This window comes from uncultured Maricaulis sp. (assembly GCF_963976135.1).
In the GTDB taxonomy this organism is placed as follows: Bacteria; Pseudomonadota; Alphaproteobacteria; order Caulobacterales; family Maricaulaceae; genus Maricaulis.
Map to the genome: position 1 here is coordinate 1 of NZ_CAXBKN010000067.1, position 16,639 is coordinate 16,639.

Genomic DNA, 16,639 nt, shown 5'->3' on the forward strand with positions numbered 1-16,639 from the left:
GGGATGTGCCGGTGATGGGGTGTGCCGGTGATGGGGAGGTGTCGCGAGTGATGAAGTCAGATGCCAGCGCGGGAGATCGCGGACGGCCGGGCGGTGCAGGCTTTGCACTGACCACGCCGGGCACCCGGCTGGCGGCCATCCTCCTGTTCGGTCTCGGCGCCACGGCGCTGACAATTGCGGTCGCGCAACGGGCAAACATGGACCCCGGTCTGCCGCTGATCTTCTGGTGTGAGATCGGCGTCGGTCTGGGCGCCCTGACGATTTCGGGCTGGGTCTGGGCCCTGCGGCCGCGCGAGATGGCCACACGCCTGTTCGCGGTCAGCGGGCTGGCGACGCTCGCCTTCACCTTTTCCGCCGCGAGCTTCGCCGGCGGAGCCGTTGACCCGCGCAGCCTGGCGATTGCGATGATCTGGCTCAACACCATCGGTGCCAGTGGCTTTGGCCTCGCGATGATCTGGCTGTTTCTGGTTTATCCGGTACGCCTGTCGCACTGGCCCTGGATCACGGCCGTTTGCGCTGTCTTCGTCAGCGCTTTCGCTGTCCTGTCGCGCAGTGGGCATCTGCCGGCCTGGGCCTCGATCCATTTCCTGACCGTGATCGAGATGGCGGCGATCGCGCTGGCGATTCTCGGACAATTGATCGCGACGAGGCGGGCGCCGCGGGACCGGGCGATCGCGGTCTGGTTCGGACTCTCCGTCCTGTTCGGCGCCGGCGGTTTCATTGCCCTCAACGCCTTGCCGCTGGTGCTGGGATATCAGGCAGTGATCAAGGCTGGCTATGCCTTCATGTTTTTCCTGCTCATCTATATCGGCGTGGCGGCGGGGCTGCGGCAATACCGGCTGTTCGAGCTCGGCGAATGGGCCTTCCGCATCCTGTTCTATGTCGTCGGTTCGCTCGCCCTGGTCGCGCTCGACGCGGCGCTGGTCGGCCTGTTGGCCATCGGTCCGGGCATGGCGCTCGGTCTGTCATTGCTGGCCGTCGGCTTTCTTTATCTGCCGCTCCGGGATGCGCTGGCGCGGCGTTTCACCTCTCGTCCCGGCCTCAGCGAGCAGGAAGTTTTCCGCGAGGTTGTCGCCCTGGCATTTCAGCCGGTGCAGCAGGATCGGCCTGGCCAGTGGCAGCAATTGCTGACGCGCCTGTTTGATCCGCTCGAGATCCGCGCCGCCAGTGACGCCGGCGACGAGCCCGAAATCCGCGAGGACGGGCTCGAACTCGTGCTGCCGTCGGTCTCCAATATCCCCGCCACCAGCCTGCGTTACCCCTGGGCGGGACGCTCCCTGTTCGGGGCGGCGCATGTGAAGAGGGCGCAGCATTTGCTGCAGCTGATGGCCCATGCCGATGCCAGCCGTGATGCCTATGATCGCGGTGTCGCCGAGGAGCGTGGCCGTATCGCCCGTGACATGCATGACAATATCGGCGCGCAATTGCTTGGCGCCCTGCATAGCCGCGATGACGAGCGCAAGAATTCCATGATCCGTGAAACCCTGAGCGACCTGCGCGACATCATCAACAACGCCTCCCATGGCGCACCGACCCTGGACGAGACGCTGGCCGATCTGCGGGTCGAGACGGCGGAACGCCTCGACTCGGTCGAGATCGCGCTGGACTGGTCGAACAGCTTCGACGAGGCATTACCTCTACCGGCCGCCGCTGCGCATGCCCTGCGCTCGGTGGTCCGCGAAGCGGTGAGCAATGCGATCCGCCATTCCGGCGCGCGCCAGATCCGTATCGGGATCAAACGCCTGGCGGGCCGCCTGACCCTGACAATCGAGGATGACGGGCACGGCTTCGATCCCGAGACGGTGGTTGCTGGCAATGGCCTGGCCAATATGCGTGGCCGCATTGCCGGCCTCGGCGGGGAGTTGTCCTTCTTGCCGCTCGAGCCGGGCAGCCGGCTCGTGGCGGCCTTTCAAGCCGGCGAAAGCCAGGGGCTGGTGACATGAACCGGATATTGATCGTCGAGGATGTCAACGAGACGCGCAAATGGTTGTGCGAGATCGTGCGCTCGGCCTTCCCCGCCTGCAAGATCCGCGAAGCCGCGACCGTGAGGGCCGGGCTGGCCGCTGCTGACGACGCCGGATTCGACCTTGCCCTGATTGATCTGGGACTGCCCGATGGTTCCGGCCTGGACGTGCTGCGCCGCCTGCAGCTGACTTGCCCTGGCGCCATCCCGATCGTGACGACGGTGATGGGGGATGATGCCTCCATCGTTGCCGCCCTGTCGGCCGGGGCGGAAGGCTATCTGCTCAAGGAAAGCCCGGTCGAACTCCTCAAGCGACACCTGCTTCAGCTCGCCGAGGGCATGCCGGCGATCTCGCCCTCGGTCGCGCGGCGCATTATGGAGCATTTCCGCCGCACCGGCCCGGCTGCCAGCCCCGATGGCGAACTGACTACCCGTGAACGCGAAGTGCTCGCCCTTATCGGTCGCGGGCTGCGCAATAGTGAAGTTGCTGCCGATCTGGGCATGGCCGACAGTACCGTCGCCAGCCATATCAAGACGATCTACCGCAAGCTGGGCATCTCATCGCGCGCCGAAGCCTCCTGGCACGCGACCCGAATGGGCCTCACCCCAGACCCATAGCCCGCACCGCCGCATGCCTCGGGCAATCGATTTCATGGTCATTGACCATGCCCACCGCTTCCATGAAGGCATAGACGATCACCGGGCCGACGAATTTGAAGCCGCGCTTCTTGAGGTCCTTTGACAGGGCGGTGCTGAGCTCGGTGTGGGTTGGCAGGCCGGTCTCGCGGGTATAGCGGTTCTGGATCGGACTGCCCTCGACATAACCCCAGAGATACTCGGAGAAATCCGTCCCGGCCTCGCGCATGTCGAGCCAGGCTTGCGCATTGGTGATCGCGGCTTCGATTTTCAGCTTCGACCGGATAATGCCGGGATTGGCGAGCAGGCGCTCGCGATCGGAATCATCATAGCGGGCAATGATCTCCGGATCGAAGCCGTGGAAGGCTTCGCGCATCGTCTCGCGCTTGCGCAAGATGGTGATCCAGGCGAGGCCGGCCTGAAACCCGTCCAGCATGAGTTTTTCCCATAGCGCCCGGCTATCATATTCCGGCACGCCCCATTCGGTGTCGTGATAGGCGGCATAGATCGGGTCCGGGCTGTTCACCCAGGCGCAGCGCTCGGAACACATTAGACTTTTTCCGCCGGAGCATCAGGACGCAGATTGTCCGGCACGGCGATGCGGCAGTCGTGGCCGTTGGCCTGGGGTGTTTCGCTGGCCGCTTCCAGCCGGTCGAGGCGGATCAGGCCGATGGCATGGTGGCCGTGGGATGAGGTGATTTCGCCAATTGTGCTGCTGCCTGCGGTCACCGGTGTGCCGGCCGCCGGGGCTTCACCGGAAAAGCTCAATGAAAGTGAGCGCTTGCGAATGGTGCCGCGGCGTTTCATGCGCGAGACGACTTCCTGGCCGATGAAACAGCCCTTTTTCCAGCCTATGCCGCCATAGACGTCGAGATTGACGTCGGTCGGGAAGACTTCGGATTCGCCATAATCGCGGCCGAAGACCGGGATTCCGTGCAGGATTTCAATCGTGTCGAGCGAAACGGCATCGTCACCCCGATTGCCAATCCCGCGATGGACGCCCTCGCCCAGGCGTGGATCGGGGGCGGAGCCTTCAAACGGGTGCTCGCTCCACAAGGCCGCCAGATCGGTATTGATAACGATTTCGGCCTTCGCGCGCAGCTTGAACATCGACAGGCGTTTGGCGAGCGCATCGGCGGCCGCGCCGGCTACGTCCAGCCATACTGTTTCCCCATCGGCAAACATCAGGAAGTCTGCCGCAAGCTTGCCCTGGGGCGTCAGCAGCCCGCCGGGCCGGCATTGGCCGGCCTCGAGTGTCTCGATATCGGCGGTGATGACGCGCTGGAGCAGCGCGCGTGCCTCCGGCCCCGAGACGGAAAGAATGGTGCGGGCGGGGGCGGTGTGAATCGCGGGAGCGGGAGTGTTCATGGCGTAGGTATCGCATTGCCTTGATTGCTGGCCAAGCGGGATGAGGCGCTGTATTTGCGCATGTATGCAGAATATCCTTCTGATCACATCGACCCGGATCGGCGATGCCATCATCAATTCCGGTGTATTGCGCTATCTGGTCGAGACCCGGCCCGGGGCGCGCTTCACGATTGCTTGCGGGCCGCTGGCGGCACCGCTGTTTGCCGCCGTGCCGCGGCTCGAGCGCGTGATTGTGATGAGCAAGAAGAAGGCCGGCGCTCACTGGTTCGATCTCTGGCGGGCGACGGTCGGTCAGAAATGGGATCTGGTGGTAGACCTGCGTTGTTCTGCGACAGCCTGGGCGCTGCTGGCGAAGGAGCGGCGTATCCTGCAGCAGACCAGCGCCCCGATTCACAAGGTCGCCGAGGCGGCGCGCGTGCTCGGGATTGACACGGTCCCGGACCCGAAAATCTATCTCTCCGATGCCGCGCGTGAAAGAGCCGCCGAATTGCTGCCCGAAGGCGCGCCGGTGCTGGCGATCTGTCCCTCGGCCTCGATGCCCTACAAGGTCTGGCCGGGGACGCGTTTTGCCGAGCTGGTCAAGCGGCTCATCGCGCCGGGCGGGGCGATGGCCGGCGCGCGGGTGGCGATTTTTGGCGGGCCGGGGGATGAGGTGGCGGCGGCGCCCATCCATGCCATTCTGCCCGATGCCGGCTTGCTCGATTTCACCGGTCAGCTAGGCCTGATGGAAGTCGCGGCGTGTCTGCAGCGCGCACGCCTCTTCATCGGCAATGATAGCGGCTTGATGCATATGGCGGCGGCGATGAAGACCCCGACGCTGGGCCTGTTCGGTCCGTCTGACGAGCGCCGCTACGGGCCTTATGGCGCGCATTGCGCAATCGTGCGTGGCGCGGCCGGATTTGCCGAAATCGATGCCGCCTTTGCCGATCGCCGCCAGCATCCCGACAGCCTGCTGCTCGACCTCGAGGTCGATGCGGCCAATGAGGCTGCCACCGCGCTTTTGCAGCGGACCTGATGGACGGGCCCGGCGTTTTGAGCTGACCCATGCCGCAGGCGAGCGCGTTACGGCAGCGCGCAAGGCATTGCGCCCATCGCTGGCCAAGCCCTTCGCGCCGCGCTATTGGCGAGACCATGCAGCGCGTCCTTTTCATTACGTCGACCCGGATCGGCGACGCGATCATCAATTCCGGTGTTCTCGACCATCTCGTCCGCACGCGCCCGCAGGCGCGTTTCACGATTGCCTGTGGCCCGTTGGCAGCCTCGCTCTTCTCCGAGACGCCGCGCCTGGAGCGCATCATCGTGATGCGCAAGAAGAAGGCCGGGCTGCACTGGTTGGATTTGTGGCGGCAAACGGTCGGCCTGAAGTGGGATCTGGTGGTCGATCTGCGCTGTTCGGTGACGAGCCATTTCTTGCGCGCGCGCCAGCGCCGCATTCTCGAAAAGAGCAAAATCCCCATTCCCAAGGTCGCCGAAGCGGCCAGCGTGCTGGGGCTCGATGCGCCGCCTGATCCGCGTCTTCACCTGTCCGGGGCGGTGCGTACAGAAGCCGCAGACCGCTTGCCCGGCGATGGCCCCTGGCTGGCGATTTGTCCGTCGGCGTCCTGGATTTTCAAGGTCTGGCCAGCGGAGAATTTTGCCGATTTCATCCGGCGTTTCACTGCATCCGGCGGAGTGATGCCCGACGCGCATGTCGTCATGCTGGGCGGCCCTGGTGACGCGGTTTATGCGCAGCCGATTTTCGACGCCCTGCCGCAGACCAGCTTTGTCGACCTTGTGGGCCTCGGCTTGCCCGAGACGGCGGCCTGTCTTGAGCGATGCCGCCTCTATGTCGGCAATGATAGCGGGTTGATGCATATGGCCGCAGCGGTGGGAACACCGACGCTGGGCCTGTTCGGTCCGTCCGATGACCGTTGCTACGCGCCGTGGGGCGAGCATACTGACGCTGTGCGCGGCCCGGCGACATTCGCTGAAATTGACGGCGCCCATGATGACCGGCGCGAGCATCCGGAAAGCTTGCTTGCGGACCTGACGGTCGACACGGTGTATGATGCCGCGAAGGCACTCTTTGAAAGGACCGCATGACCATGACCCAGACCTATGATGTGATCTTCAAGGGCGGCGAAATCGTCAATCATGACGGGCGTGGCCATGCGGATATCGGCGTGATTGACGGCAAGACCGCAGCGATCGGCGATTTGTCGCGCGCCTCCGCCGGCGAAGTGGTCGACTGCACCGGCTTGCTCGTCTTGCCCGGCGTGATCGATACCCAGGTCCATTTCCGCGAGCCGGGCCTGGAGTGGAAGGAAGATCTGCAATCGGGCTCGCTGTGCGCGGTGATGGGCGGCGTGACGGCCGTGTTCGAAATGCCCAATACCGAACCGACCACGACAACGCCGGACATGCTGACAGACAAGCTCGCCCGCGCGAAGGATCGCATGCATTGCGATCACGCCTTTTATGCCGGCGCGACCAATGAGAATGCCGATATCCTGCCGGTGATGGAGCGCATGCCGGGTTGTTGCGGCGTCAAGGTTTTCATGGGCGCCTCGACCGGCTCGCTGCTGGTCGCCGATGATGAGGGTGTTGAACGCGTGCTGCGGGCGATCAATCGCCGCGCCGCCTTCCATTCCGAAGATGAATACCGCCTCGTCGAGCGCCGCCATCTGGCTGTTGCCGGAGACTGGACCAGCCATCCCGTCGTGCGCGACGCGGAAGCCGCATTGATGAGCACGAAACGCCTGGTTCGCCTGGCGCGCAAGACCGGCAAGCGCATCCATATCCTGCATGTCTCGACGGCCGAGGAGATGGATTTCCTGATCGATCATCGCGATTACGTCACGGTCGAGGCGACGCCGCAGCATCTGACCCTGGAAGGTCCGGGGATTTATGAGCGTATTGGCGCGCGGGCTCAGATGAATCCGCCGCTACGCGATGCCCATCATCGCGCCGGGCTGTGGCGCGGCCTGCAGGGCGGGATTGTCGATGTCATCGGCTCCGACCATGCGCCACACACGCTGGAAGAAAAAGCCAAACCCTATCCACAAAGCCCCTCCGGCATGCCCGGCGTGCAGACGCTGGTCCCGATCATGCTCGACCATGTCAATGCCGGCCGGATGAGCATTGAGCGCTTCGTCGACCTGACCTCGGCCGGCGCCCAGCGCGTTTTCGGGATTGCCGGCAAGGGCCGTATGGCGCTGGGCTGGGATGCCGACTTCACCCTGGTCGACATGAAGCGGACCGAGACGATCACCGATGCCTGGTCGCAATCGAAATCGGGCTGGACCCCGTTTGACGGCATGTCCGTCACCGGCTGGCCGGTCGGTACGATTGTGCGCGGCCGCTCGGTGATGCGCGATGGCGAGCTCATGGTATCGGGTAGCGGCGAACCCGTGCGCTTCATGGAAGCCCTTCCGCGCAACTGATCATCTGGCCAGGTGAGACCTGCCAGCATCCGACACAAGGTATCCTCATGCCCATGACTATCCTGACTGCGATCGCTCCGGGTGAGCTGATCGACAAACTCACCATCCTGCGCATCAAATCGGAGCGCATCGAGGATGAGGCCAAGCTGAAAAATGTCCGCGCCGAGCTCGCCATTCTCAATGAGACCCTGGTCAAGGATGTGCCCGCCAGCGCGGCGCTGAGCCGGCTCGACGGGGCATTGCAGGCCGTCAATGAGGCGCTCTGGAAGATCGAGGATGATATCCGCGATTGTGAGCGCGATGGCGATTTCGGCACGGAATTCATCCGTCTCGCCCGCGCCGTCTATGTCACCAATGACCAGCGCGCTGCCCTGAAGAAGGAAATCAATCTCCTGCTGGGCTCGGATATTGTCGAAGAAAAATCCTACGCCGCCTATTGAGTCGCACGCCGCGCCTCGCTAAGCGGGGGCAGCCCAGCCCGCCGGACAGGCGGATGCCAACAAGGATGCCCTCGTGGAACGTCAGAGCTTCTATTTTTTCGATATCGACGAGAATATCCTGCATCTACCGACGCGGATCCATCTCCTCAACACCATGACCGGCGAAGAGCGCGCCATGCGCCAGCACGAGTATGAGGACATCAAGGCCTATCTCGGCGTGCCCGGCCTGTGGGAAGACTGGGCCGATCCGCCGGCGCGCGCCTATCGTGAATTCTCCGACGGCCAGGACCGCAATGGCGAGGAATACCTGCTGCGCGATGTCCGCCGCGCCCTCGACAGTGCCCACTGGAAGGGCCCGTCCTGGGATATCTTCAAATACGCCGTGCTGAAGCGCCGCCCGATCGCCGTTATCACCGCGCGCCAGCATTCGCGCGAGATCATCCGCCAGGGCCTGCGCCTGCTGGTCGATGCCGGTCATATTCCCGAAGAACCGGATTATCTGGGGATTTACCCGGTCTCAAACCCGGAAATCCGTGACGAACTCGGCGCGCATATGACCACGGCGGGGCTAAAGCGCACCGCGATCCGACATTGCGTTGAGGCCGGTCTGGACAAGCATGGCCGCGATCTGCCGCACTCGTTCGGCATGTCGGATGATGATCTCAAGAATGTCGATCTCATCACCTCAGCCATGCTCGAGTGCAAGCTGGATTATCCCGACAAGCGCTTCTTCGTCATCTCCACCAATCGCCGCCGGCATGTGAAGATGGAAATCCTGCCGCCGCACAAGGAGCAGCAAAAGCTGCGCGAGGCCGAGGATGATTATTACGGCTGACGGGGGCCGGGACTGACGGGTATCAGGACTGATCCGGCCGGGTGCCCGATCAGTCCTCGACATCCTCGGTCAACTCCTCGCGGGCCCGGGCCAGGCGCAGGGCATAATCGACCCCGGCCACGATGGGCAGGCCGCCCTCCAGCCGGTCGATCAGGGATGTTGCGGCCTGCGTTTCGGCGTCATCGGCCAGCCTGTCGCCATCGACCAGCCGGTTGAGCATTTCGAACAGGACGATGGCTTCCGCCTCGCTCAAATCGACCTTCACCATTTCGCGAACCCTAGCTCCGGTGGACGGCGAGCAGCGGTACGGTCGCTGCGCGGATTGCCGGGATGATGCCGCCGAGGAAGCCGACGATCAGGGCAAGCCCGAGGCCGAGACCGACCGACATCGGGGTCACCGCGAAGGAGAAGACAACCTGGGTAAAGCTGGAGCCCAGCGTCGAGGCGCTGACCCCGTTGAACAAGAGGTAGACGCCCGCCGCGCCAATCAGTCCGCCCAGACCCGCCAGGGCCAGGGATTCGACCATGGTTCCAAACGCTGCTGCGAAACCGGAAAACCCGATAGCCCGCAGGGTTGCGATCTCGCGCATGCGGGTGTCGACCGAGGAATACATCGTGTTCCAGGCACCGGCGAGGGCGCCGATCGCCATGGCGATCGAAAGCGGGACGCCCAGATAGGTGATCAGCGAAGCGGTACCGCCGGCCTGGCTGGCGAAATAATCGACTTCGCTCTGGAGATCGAGATTCAGACGCGGATCGTTTTCTGCATAGGCGCGCACGTCCTCGATCGCTTCGGGGCTGGTCAGGCGGGCACGGATCGACTGTACGGACGTGCCGCGCTGATAGAGATTCTGGATCACGGTCAGATCGGTCCAGATTTCACTGTCGAATACGGTTCCGCCGGTCGAGAAAATCCCGACGACGACCCATTCATTCGAGCCGAGACGGATGGTCTGACCGAGGTCAAAGCCGGCAAATTCGCGGATGATTCCTTCACCCACGATCAGCTCGTTGGTGCCTGCTTCATAGGCGCGGCCCTCGACGATGGTGAAGCCTTGGCGCAGGGACTGGGCGGCCGGTCCGACGCCGCGCAGCGGCAGATTGGCCTCGGTCTGGGAGGCCCGCTTGATGCCGTCGACGATGACGAACAGCTCGCCGGAGACGACGGGTATGCCGTTCGCGTCCCGGGCAATGCCTGGCGCCTCCTCGATCAGGCGCATCTGGTCGACGGAGAGGCCCGAATTGAGCTCGGTCTGCGAACCCGTCCGCAACATCACGGCGACATCGGCCGAGCCCGTGCCCTGCATGGTCTTGCTGAAACCACTCGACATGGCGAGGAAACCGAGCAGGACCATCACCACCAGGGCGATGGAAAAGACGGTGGCCCCCGACAGCAGGGCGCGCTGCGGGATGGAGCGCAGGTTGATCAGGGTTACGGCTGCGATCTGGTCGAACATCTCATCCGTCTCCTAGAGCTTGCCAAGGGCGGTGACGATGGTCACGCGCTGGGCGTTGATGGCGGGAATAATGCCGGTGATGAAACCGAGCCCGATCGCCAGGGCAAGGCCGATCGCGAGCACGAGCGGGGGCATGCTGAGGCCGGGCAGGAAGGCCGCCATGGCTGCAGCAGCACCCCCGACCGCCAGGCTGGCCAGGCCCAGCCCGAGCAGGCCGCCGACCAGGCTGAGCAGGATGGATTCGATCAGGACCATGCGGAAAATACGCGGCGCCGGGAAGCCGAGGGTCTTCATCACGGCGATCTCCTTGGTGCGCTCATTGATTGCCATCACCATGGTGGTGCCGACAATCATCAGAATGGTCATGAAGGCCGCGCCAACCACGAATAACAGGATCAGCGCGATATTGCCGAACTGGGCTGCGAAGGCCTCATTGAAGGCGGCTTCGGTACTGGTCTCGGTCTCGGCCGGTGAATTGGCGAACAGGGCATCAATCTCGCGCATGATGCGGTCATTCTGCGCGGCATCGGTCGTGGTCAGGACCATCCAGCCGAGATTGTCCCGGTTGAAGGCCAGCGCTTCATTGTAATATTCGTAGTGGAACATCGCATAATTGGTCGGGACGGTATCGTCCTCGGCGTCGAAAACCGCGCAGATCTCAAAGTCCCAGCTCGATGTGCCGTCCTGCTTCTGCCAGATGTTCGAGAGCAGCGGGATGCGCTCGCCAACGCTCCATTCGTACTGGGCGGCAAGGTCGGCGCCGACAAGAAGGCAGTCGCGGGTATCGAAGAAGGCGGCGCGCTGGTCGTCCGGCATGGTCAGCTCGGAATAGACGGCCAGCCAGCTTTCCGGATCGACCGCGAAGGTCTGCACGAAATTCGCCGGTTCCTGATAATAGCCGCCGAACCAGCTGGCATGGGAGATATTCGTCACGCCCTCGACTGCGCTCGCCCTCGCCCAGTAGGCATAGGGCATGGAGACGGTGAAATTGATGCGATTGACCGTTACCAGCCGGTTTTCGGCTGCCGTCGACGAACCCGAGGTCCAGACCGAATAGAAGGCCCCGAGCGCGCCGAAGATCAGGAAGGCGATCATGATCGAGAAGATCAGCAGGATGGCCCGCATCTTCTTGCGGAAGAGATTCTTCCTTATCAGGGTGAAATCATTCATTGGGCCAGCTCCGAGGCTTCGACGAAGCGGCCCTTGTCGAGATGCAGTTCGCGGCGGGCATATTTCGCGGCAGACGGGTCGTGGGTGACCATGATGATGGTCTTGCCGAGATCCTTGTTGAGCAGCTGCAGGGTCTCGAGAATTTCGTCGGCGGATTTGCGGTCGAGATCTCCGGTCGGCTCATCGCAGAGCAGGACTTTCGGGTCGGCGACGATGGCGCGGGCGATGGCGACACGCTGTTGCTGGCCGCCTGACATCTGACGCGGCGAATGCCGGGCGCGGTCTGACAGGCCGACAATATCGAGCGCCGTGGCGACGCGTTCCTTGCGCGCCTTGCCGGACAGGTTTGTCAGCAGCAGCGGCAATTCGACATTCTGGGCCGCATTCAGCGTCGGCATCAGATTATAGAACTGGAAGATGAAGCCGACATTGGCGGCACGCCATTTGGCCAGCTTGCCTTCCGACAATTTGTCGACGCGCACGCCCTGGCATTCCACCGAGCCGGAGGTCGGCCGGTCGATGCCGCCGAGCAGGTTGAGCAGGGTCGTCTTGCCGGAGCCGGACGGGCCCATGATGGCGATGAATTCACCTTCATCAATCGACATCGTCAGATGTTCGAAAATCGTGATGGCCTCGCGTCCGCGCGTATAGCCCTTGGAGAGATCGGTCAGCTGGTAGAGCTTGCTCATCGGCGGGTCCTCATTTTGTGCTCATGGCCGCAATTGCGGACGATTGGTTTCACGATGGCGTCCGGCCCGAAGGCCGGTCCGGCCTATTCCATAAAGATGACGCGCGACGCCATGTCCGGCAGGATGCGATTGTCGCGTTCGTCGAAGGCAACGCGCACCTTGATGGTGGCGCGGCTGCGGTCGGCGGTCGGGATGATGGCCTCGACATGGGCCGGGATGCGCCAGTCGGGATAGGCATCGAGGCGGGCCTCGACGCGCTGGCCCGGTGTGACGCGGCCGATCTGGCCCTCATTGACGTCGACCTCGATTTCCAGCGATTCCATGTCGACCAGTGTGGCGACGCCGGTGCGGGTAAATCCGCCGCCAGCGGAGGATGGCGACAGGATTTCGCCGATCTGGGCGTTTTTGGCGATGACAATACCGGCGAAGGGCGCGCGCACGATATGGCGCTCGACCAGGTCCTGCTGGCTGGTGACCATGACGGCGGCAGCCTCACGATCGGCGCGGGCGGCGGCGAGCTGGGCGACCAGGCTGTCAACCTGCGACCGGGTGGCGCTGACATTGGCCTCGGGCCCGATATCGCGCGCCGCCAGCTCGCTGGCGCGGGTGGCGACCAGGCGTGCCTCGGCCAGTTGCGCGTCGAGCGAGCGGATGCGGGCGGTCGCGGCATTGAGCTGGGATTGCAGCAGGTCCAGCTGGATGCGGGCACGGGTATCGTCGAGCAGGGCCAGGACCTGGCCTTCCTCGACGCGCGTGCCTTCCTCGACCAGCACGTCGCGGATGCGCCCGGTGATCTCGGCCGAGATGGTGGCCTGGCGCCGCGCCACGACATAGCCCGATGCGACCAGTCCCGATGTGCGCGGTGCCGGTGCCGGGCTCGTGGCTTCTGATGGCGTGGTCGTTGAGGTGGTTGCCGCGGTGGTGACCGGTGCCGCCGCCGGGGCGGGCGCTGGCGGGGTTACGAAAAACCACATTACGGCCGCAGTAGCGATGATGGCGCCCACAAGCAGGCTGAGCATGGTGATGAGCGAGATACCCGAACGGGGTTCTGGCTCGTCGCGGTCAATGCTCAAGGAATGAAGCTGGGCACTGCGGTCGGTCATTCAATTCCCCCCAAGGTCCTTGCGAATGCAGGTCTCCTATACAACGGCTGTCAGAGCAGCACACCCGGAATTGTACGGGCGCGCGTCCCGCCCGGATCAAAATTCGCCAATCGCCGCGTCGCTTGCGTCAGCGACCAGATCCGCCGGCAAGCGGGCTCAGTCGAAATAGGCGGCGCGCATCATTTCCGACAGGTCATGGCCGCGATGGGCCAGGGCGCGGCGCTCGATCTCGACCTCCTCGCCGCAAACCGGGCGGCGGCGTTGCTGCACGCGATAGCCATCATTGAAGCTTTCGATCATGCGGTCACGGCGGCGGCCGGGCTCGGCTGCTTCCATCGCCAGTAATTCAATCATGCGCTGGCGCCAGGCCTGGGAGTCGAGGCCTTCACATGAGGAGGCGAGATAGTGTAATTCGCCCAGCGTATAGGCGAGATAGGGCAGGGCGCGCTCGGTGTCGCCAACATCGCGCTGCTGGCTGGACGCGGCGCTTGTATGGGTGGCGAGACGGTCAATACCGCGCTGGATTTCGCGCTCATTGCGCGCGGCTTCGCGCGCGCTGGCCCGGTCCGGCACACGTCCGATGCGCTCGCCAGGCTTTTGCGCCTGTGCCGCGCCGGCGGTGAGCAGGAGGACAAGCGAAGCAGCGAGAAGGGCAGGCAAGGAGCGCATGATCGCCATATTGGCGAGATTTATGGCGTGGGCAAGGCAGCGATCATCGCGCGGGCGCGCCCGATCACATCGCGCGTCTGGTCCCAGCGCGTCAGGCGCAGGGCCTCGTCGAGCGGGAAGAAGGCGGCTGCGGTGACATCGTCGGCCGCGACCGGCTCGCCACCCGTCCACACGGCGGCGAAGTCACAGAGGACATAATGCCAGTCGCCCGGATGGCCCGCTTCGCGGGCGCCAATCGCATCGATGACGTCGATCAGCCCGATGATGCGCGCCGTGGTGCCGGTTTCTTCCAACAGTTCGCGCAGCGCAGCCTCGCGCACGGTCTCGCCAAACTCGACCTTGCCGCCGGGAATCGACCACTCACCGGTATAGGGCGGCTTGCCGCGACGGATCAGCAGGACTTCATCGCCGCGCCAGACGACAATGCCGGCGCCGGGGACGGGGTGTCTTGAATCCGGGGGGCTGGCCTCAGCCATATTTGCCGTGTTCCGAATAGATGCCGAGTTGATTGCCGCTCGGGTCTGTGAACAGGAAACGCCGTCCGCCCGGATAGTCCTCGCGCAGGCTGATGCAGCCGCCGGCGGCCTCGACGCGGCCTTCCGCCGAAATAATGTCTTCGGCCCGCAGCAGGATCAGGGCGCCGGTCGGAAACGGCTTGTCTTCCAGTCGCAGCCCGCCATCAATGCCGGCATTCTCGAAGGCGGCATAGGTCGGGCCGTAGTCGAGAAAGGTCCAGCCGAAAGCGGCCGAGTAGAAGGCCTTCGCCGCCTCCATATCGGTGACCGGCAATTCGTTATAGTCGATCCTGAGAATGCTATCGGTCATCTCGCGGTCCAGCCTCCGTCAATCGTGATCGCGGTCCCGTTGGCATTGGCACCGGCATCAGAGACCAAGTATAGCAGCGCACCGGCCAATTGCTCGAATGTGACGAATTGCTTGGTCGGCTGCGCCGCCAGCATGACATCGCGCACGACCTCCTCCTCGGAGATGCCGCGCGCCTTTGCCGTGTCGGCGATCTGGTTCTCCACCAGCGGCGTTTTCACATAGCCCGGACAGATCGCATTGCAGGTGATGCCGTCTTCGGCGAGCTCGAGCGCCAGCGTCTTGGTGAAGCCGATCACGCCATGCTTGGCCGCGACATAGGCCGATTTGAACGGTGAGGCGACGAGGCCGTGGACCGAGGCGAGATTGACGATGCGTCCGCGTCCCTGGCGTTTCATGACCGGGATCGCTGCGCGCGCGGCATGGAAGACAGACGTCAGATTGATCGCGATGATCGCATCCCATTTCGCCACCGGGAAATCCTCAACCGGTGAGACATGCTGGATGCCGGCATTGGACAGGAGAATATCCAGCCGCCCGAATTCACGCTCCGCATAGGCCACCATGTCGGCGATCTCGTCCGGCTTGAGCATGTTGGCGCCGTGATAGCGTACCTCGACGCCGTGATCGCTCGCGATCTTGGCGCGCAAGGCTTCGGTCTCGGCCGCATCACCCAGCCCATTGAGCACGATATTCGCCCCGTTGGCGGCGAGCGCCTCGGCCATCGCCTGGCCAATCCCGCTCGTCGAGCCGGTAATGAGGGCCACCTGGCCGGAAAGATCGGTACGGATTGCGGACATGAATCACCTGTCAGGTTTGTGCAGGTGCGAAGAGACGGGATCGGCGCCGTTGGGTCAAGGCTCAGGGTGCGAGCGCTTTGGGAGAGTGCACGCATGGAGGGTGTTTGTGTTAGAATAAAAACGCCGGCCATTTAGGGGCCGGCGCAATCCAAGGAGGGAGCAATGTTTCGGTTTCCGAAATGCTGCCTCGTCCTCTGGGTGAGGAAAAGGCGGATCGGCGGCTGGACGCTATTGATCCGTCTATCCATCGCCTGAAGGGCGGCCAAAGGAGGCGATCGTACCCGTCTCCGGCGGCCCTTGGACCATAACATATCTCCGGGATGCGGGGAAGAGTTTCGCCCTCAGGCCTCCGCCTTCGCCTTGGCACCTGCTGCCGCCGGCTGGGGCCGCGTGAACAGCAGATCGCTCTCGCTGGAGCCGACCTCATCATAGGTATAACCACCGGCATCGAACTTCACCAGATCCGCCGGATCGCTGATCCGGTTCTCGATCGCCCAGCGCGCCATCATGCCGCGCGCCTTCTTGGCGAAGACCATCAGCATGCGGGCCTGGCCGTCTTTTTCTTCCTTGAAGCTGGCAGTGATGACGCGGGCTTTCAGAGCCTTTTGATCGACAGCCTTGAAATACTCATTGGAGGCGAGGTTGAGCACGACCGGGTCGCTGTCACCGGCCTGCAGCTCATTGAGATGCTGCGCGATCTTGTCGCCCCAGAAATCATACAGGCTCTCGCCGCGCCGCGTGTGCAGCTTGCGGCCCATCTCCAGCCGGTAGGGATGGATGCCATCGAGCGGGCGCAGCGCGCCATACATGCCCGAGAGAATACGCAAATGATCCTGGGCGTAAGCGAGATCGTCATCGTCCAGCGTGCCCGCTTCAAGCCCGCGATAAACCTCGCCGGCAAAGGCCAGTGCGGCTTGTTTGGTGCCCGGCTGGTCGGCATCAAAGGCCTGGAAGCGTTCGCGATTGAGCCTGGCCAGATCGGCACTGATCTTCATCAGCGATTTGATCTTCGAGGTCGACAGCCCGCGTGTCGTTGCCGACAGGGTGCGCGTCTCGTCGAGCAAGGCCGGCACCGTCACCGGCAGTTCGCGCTCGGGCGCGTCGAAATTCATGTTCTTGGCGGGCGAAAGCAGAATCAGCATGGGTCGTCTCCTTGGCAGGAGAGATAGGCAAACTTGCCGCGCCGCGAAAGGGGCGGGGTGTGCGCTACCCCAGCAAAACCCGCGGGTTCATGATCCCCTTCGGATCCAGCGCCTGTTTGATCG

Annotated in this window: 19 protein-coding genes; 7 read left to right on the forward strand and 12 right to left on the reverse strand. The window is 63.7% G+C overall.

The features are described from left to right. Window positions 1-1,943 (forward strand): ATP-binding protein (locus tag AAC023_RS09845; protein WP_339740675.1); only part of this gene is annotated, 1,943 nt, incomplete at its 5' end. Beyond that, window positions 1,940-2,581 (forward strand): response regulator transcription factor, encoded by a 642-nt coding sequence (locus AAC023_RS09850; RefSeq protein ID WP_339740677.1) that lies wholly within the window; start codon window positions 1,940-1,942, stop codon window positions 2,579-2,581. The genes AAC023_RS09845 and AAC023_RS09850, both read left to right, overlap by 4 nt. On the opposite strand, the gene AAC023_RS09855 is transcribed toward AAC023_RS09850, so the two are convergent. After that, a complete protein-coding gene (locus tag AAC023_RS09855) occupies window positions 2,565-3,149 on the reverse strand; it encodes a DNA-3-methyladenine glycosylase I (protein ID WP_339740679.1) in 585 nt (194 codons plus the stop codon). The genes AAC023_RS09850 and AAC023_RS09855 overlap by 17 nt on opposite strands. Further along, window positions 3,149-3,967: a hypothetical protein gene (locus AAC023_RS09860; protein ID WP_339740682.1), complete on the reverse strand. Its 819-nt coding sequence runs from the start codon at window positions 3,965-3,967 to the stop codon at window positions 3,149-3,151. Before AAC023_RS09860 ends, AAC023_RS09855 begins: the two co-directional genes overlap by 1 nt. A gap of 64 nt (window positions 3,968-4,031) precedes the next feature. Here AAC023_RS09860 and AAC023_RS09865 point away from each other — a divergent pair, with 64 nt between their 5' ends. The 5 genes from AAC023_RS09865 (at window position 4,032) to AAC023_RS09885 (ending at window position 8,664) form a co-directional block, all read left to right on the forward strand. Then, on the forward strand, window positions 4,032-4,982 hold the full coding sequence (locus AAC023_RS09865; RefSeq protein WP_339740685.1) for a glycosyltransferase family 9 protein: 951 nt from the start codon (window positions 4,032-4,034) through the stop codon (window positions 4,980-4,982). Between the two features lie 116 nt (window positions 4,983-5,098). Continuing rightward, window positions 5,099-6,049 carry a glycosyltransferase family 9 protein gene (locus AAC023_RS09870; RefSeq protein ID WP_339740687.1) on the forward strand — a complete coding sequence of 317 codons (951 nt, stop codon included), beginning with the start codon at window positions 5,099-5,101 and terminating at the stop codon, window positions 6,047-6,049. Next, entirely contained in the window at window positions 6,046-7,389 is a 1,344-nt protein-coding gene (locus AAC023_RS09875) for a dihydroorotase (RefSeq protein ID WP_339740689.1), read from the forward strand. Before AAC023_RS09870 ends, AAC023_RS09875 begins: the two co-directional genes overlap by 4 nt. Before the next feature lie 53 nt (window positions 7,390-7,442). Further along, complete coding sequence (locus tag AAC023_RS09880; RefSeq protein ID WP_339740691.1) at window positions 7,443-7,829, forward strand: DUF6165 family protein; 387 nt, start codon at window positions 7,443-7,445, stop codon at window positions 7,827-7,829. A 73-nt stretch (window positions 7,830-7,902) separates the two neighbouring features. Continuing rightward, window positions 7,903-8,664 carry a hypothetical protein gene (locus tag AAC023_RS09885; protein ID WP_339740694.1) on the forward strand — a complete coding sequence of 254 codons (762 nt, stop codon included), beginning with the start codon at window positions 7,903-7,905 and terminating at the stop codon, window positions 8,662-8,664. A 49-nt stretch (window positions 8,665-8,713) separates the two neighbouring features. On the opposite strand, the gene AAC023_RS09890 is transcribed toward AAC023_RS09885, so the two are convergent. The 10 genes from AAC023_RS09890 to yaaA all read right to left on the reverse strand — a co-directional run bounded on the left by AAC023_RS09890 (window position 8,714) and on the right by yaaA (window position 16,516). Then, entirely contained in the window at window positions 8,714-8,932 is a 219-nt protein-coding gene (locus tag AAC023_RS09890; protein ID WP_339740696.1) for a hypothetical protein, read from the reverse strand. Window positions 8,933-8,942: 10 nt separating this feature from the next. Then, window positions 8,943-10,121, reverse strand: a complete 1,179-nt coding sequence (locus tag AAC023_RS09895; RefSeq protein WP_339740698.1) for an ABC transporter permease — start codon at window positions 10,119-10,121, stop codon at window positions 8,943-8,945. Between the two features lie 12 nt (window positions 10,122-10,133). Next, on the reverse strand, window positions 10,134-11,291 hold the full coding sequence (locus AAC023_RS09900) for an ABC transporter permease (RefSeq protein ID WP_339740700.1): 1,158 nt from the start codon (window positions 11,289-11,291) through the stop codon (window positions 10,134-10,136). Continuing rightward, window positions 11,288-11,980, reverse strand: a complete 693-nt coding sequence (locus tag AAC023_RS09905) for an ABC transporter ATP-binding protein (protein WP_339740702.1) — start codon at window positions 11,978-11,980, stop codon at window positions 11,288-11,290. The genes AAC023_RS09900 and AAC023_RS09905 overlap by 4 nt, the downstream gene beginning before the upstream one ends. 83 nt (window positions 11,981-12,063) lie before the next feature. Then, window positions 12,064-13,083, reverse strand: a complete 1,020-nt coding sequence (locus tag AAC023_RS09910) for an efflux RND transporter periplasmic adaptor subunit (protein WP_339740705.1) — start codon at window positions 13,081-13,083, stop codon at window positions 12,064-12,066. Between the two features lie 156 nt (window positions 13,084-13,239). Beyond that, on the reverse strand, window positions 13,240-13,761 hold the full coding sequence (locus AAC023_RS09915; protein ID WP_339740707.1) for a TIGR02301 family protein: 522 nt from the start codon (window positions 13,759-13,761) through the stop codon (window positions 13,240-13,242). An 11-nt stretch (window positions 13,762-13,772) separates the two neighbouring features. Further along, window positions 13,773-14,228 carry an NUDIX hydrolase gene (locus tag AAC023_RS09920; protein ID WP_339740709.1) on the reverse strand — a complete coding sequence of 152 codons (456 nt, stop codon included), beginning with the start codon at window positions 14,226-14,228 and terminating at the stop codon, window positions 13,773-13,775. Further along, on the reverse strand, window positions 14,221-14,577 hold the full coding sequence (locus AAC023_RS09925; protein WP_339740712.1) for a VOC family protein: 357 nt from the start codon (window positions 14,575-14,577) through the stop codon (window positions 14,221-14,223). Before AAC023_RS09925 ends, AAC023_RS09920 begins: the two co-directional genes overlap by 8 nt. Next, window positions 14,574-15,374 (reverse strand): 3-hydroxybutyrate dehydrogenase, encoded by an 801-nt coding sequence (locus AAC023_RS09930; protein WP_339740714.1) that lies wholly within the window; start codon window positions 15,372-15,374, stop codon window positions 14,574-14,576. Before AAC023_RS09930 ends, AAC023_RS09925 begins: the two co-directional genes overlap by 4 nt. Before the next feature lie 341 nt (window positions 15,375-15,715). Further along, complete coding sequence (gene yaaA / locus AAC023_RS09935) at window positions 15,716-16,516, reverse strand: peroxide stress protein YaaA (RefSeq protein WP_339740716.1); 801 nt, start codon at window positions 16,514-16,516, stop codon at window positions 15,716-15,718. Window positions 16,517-16,639: the final 123 nt, after the last annotated feature.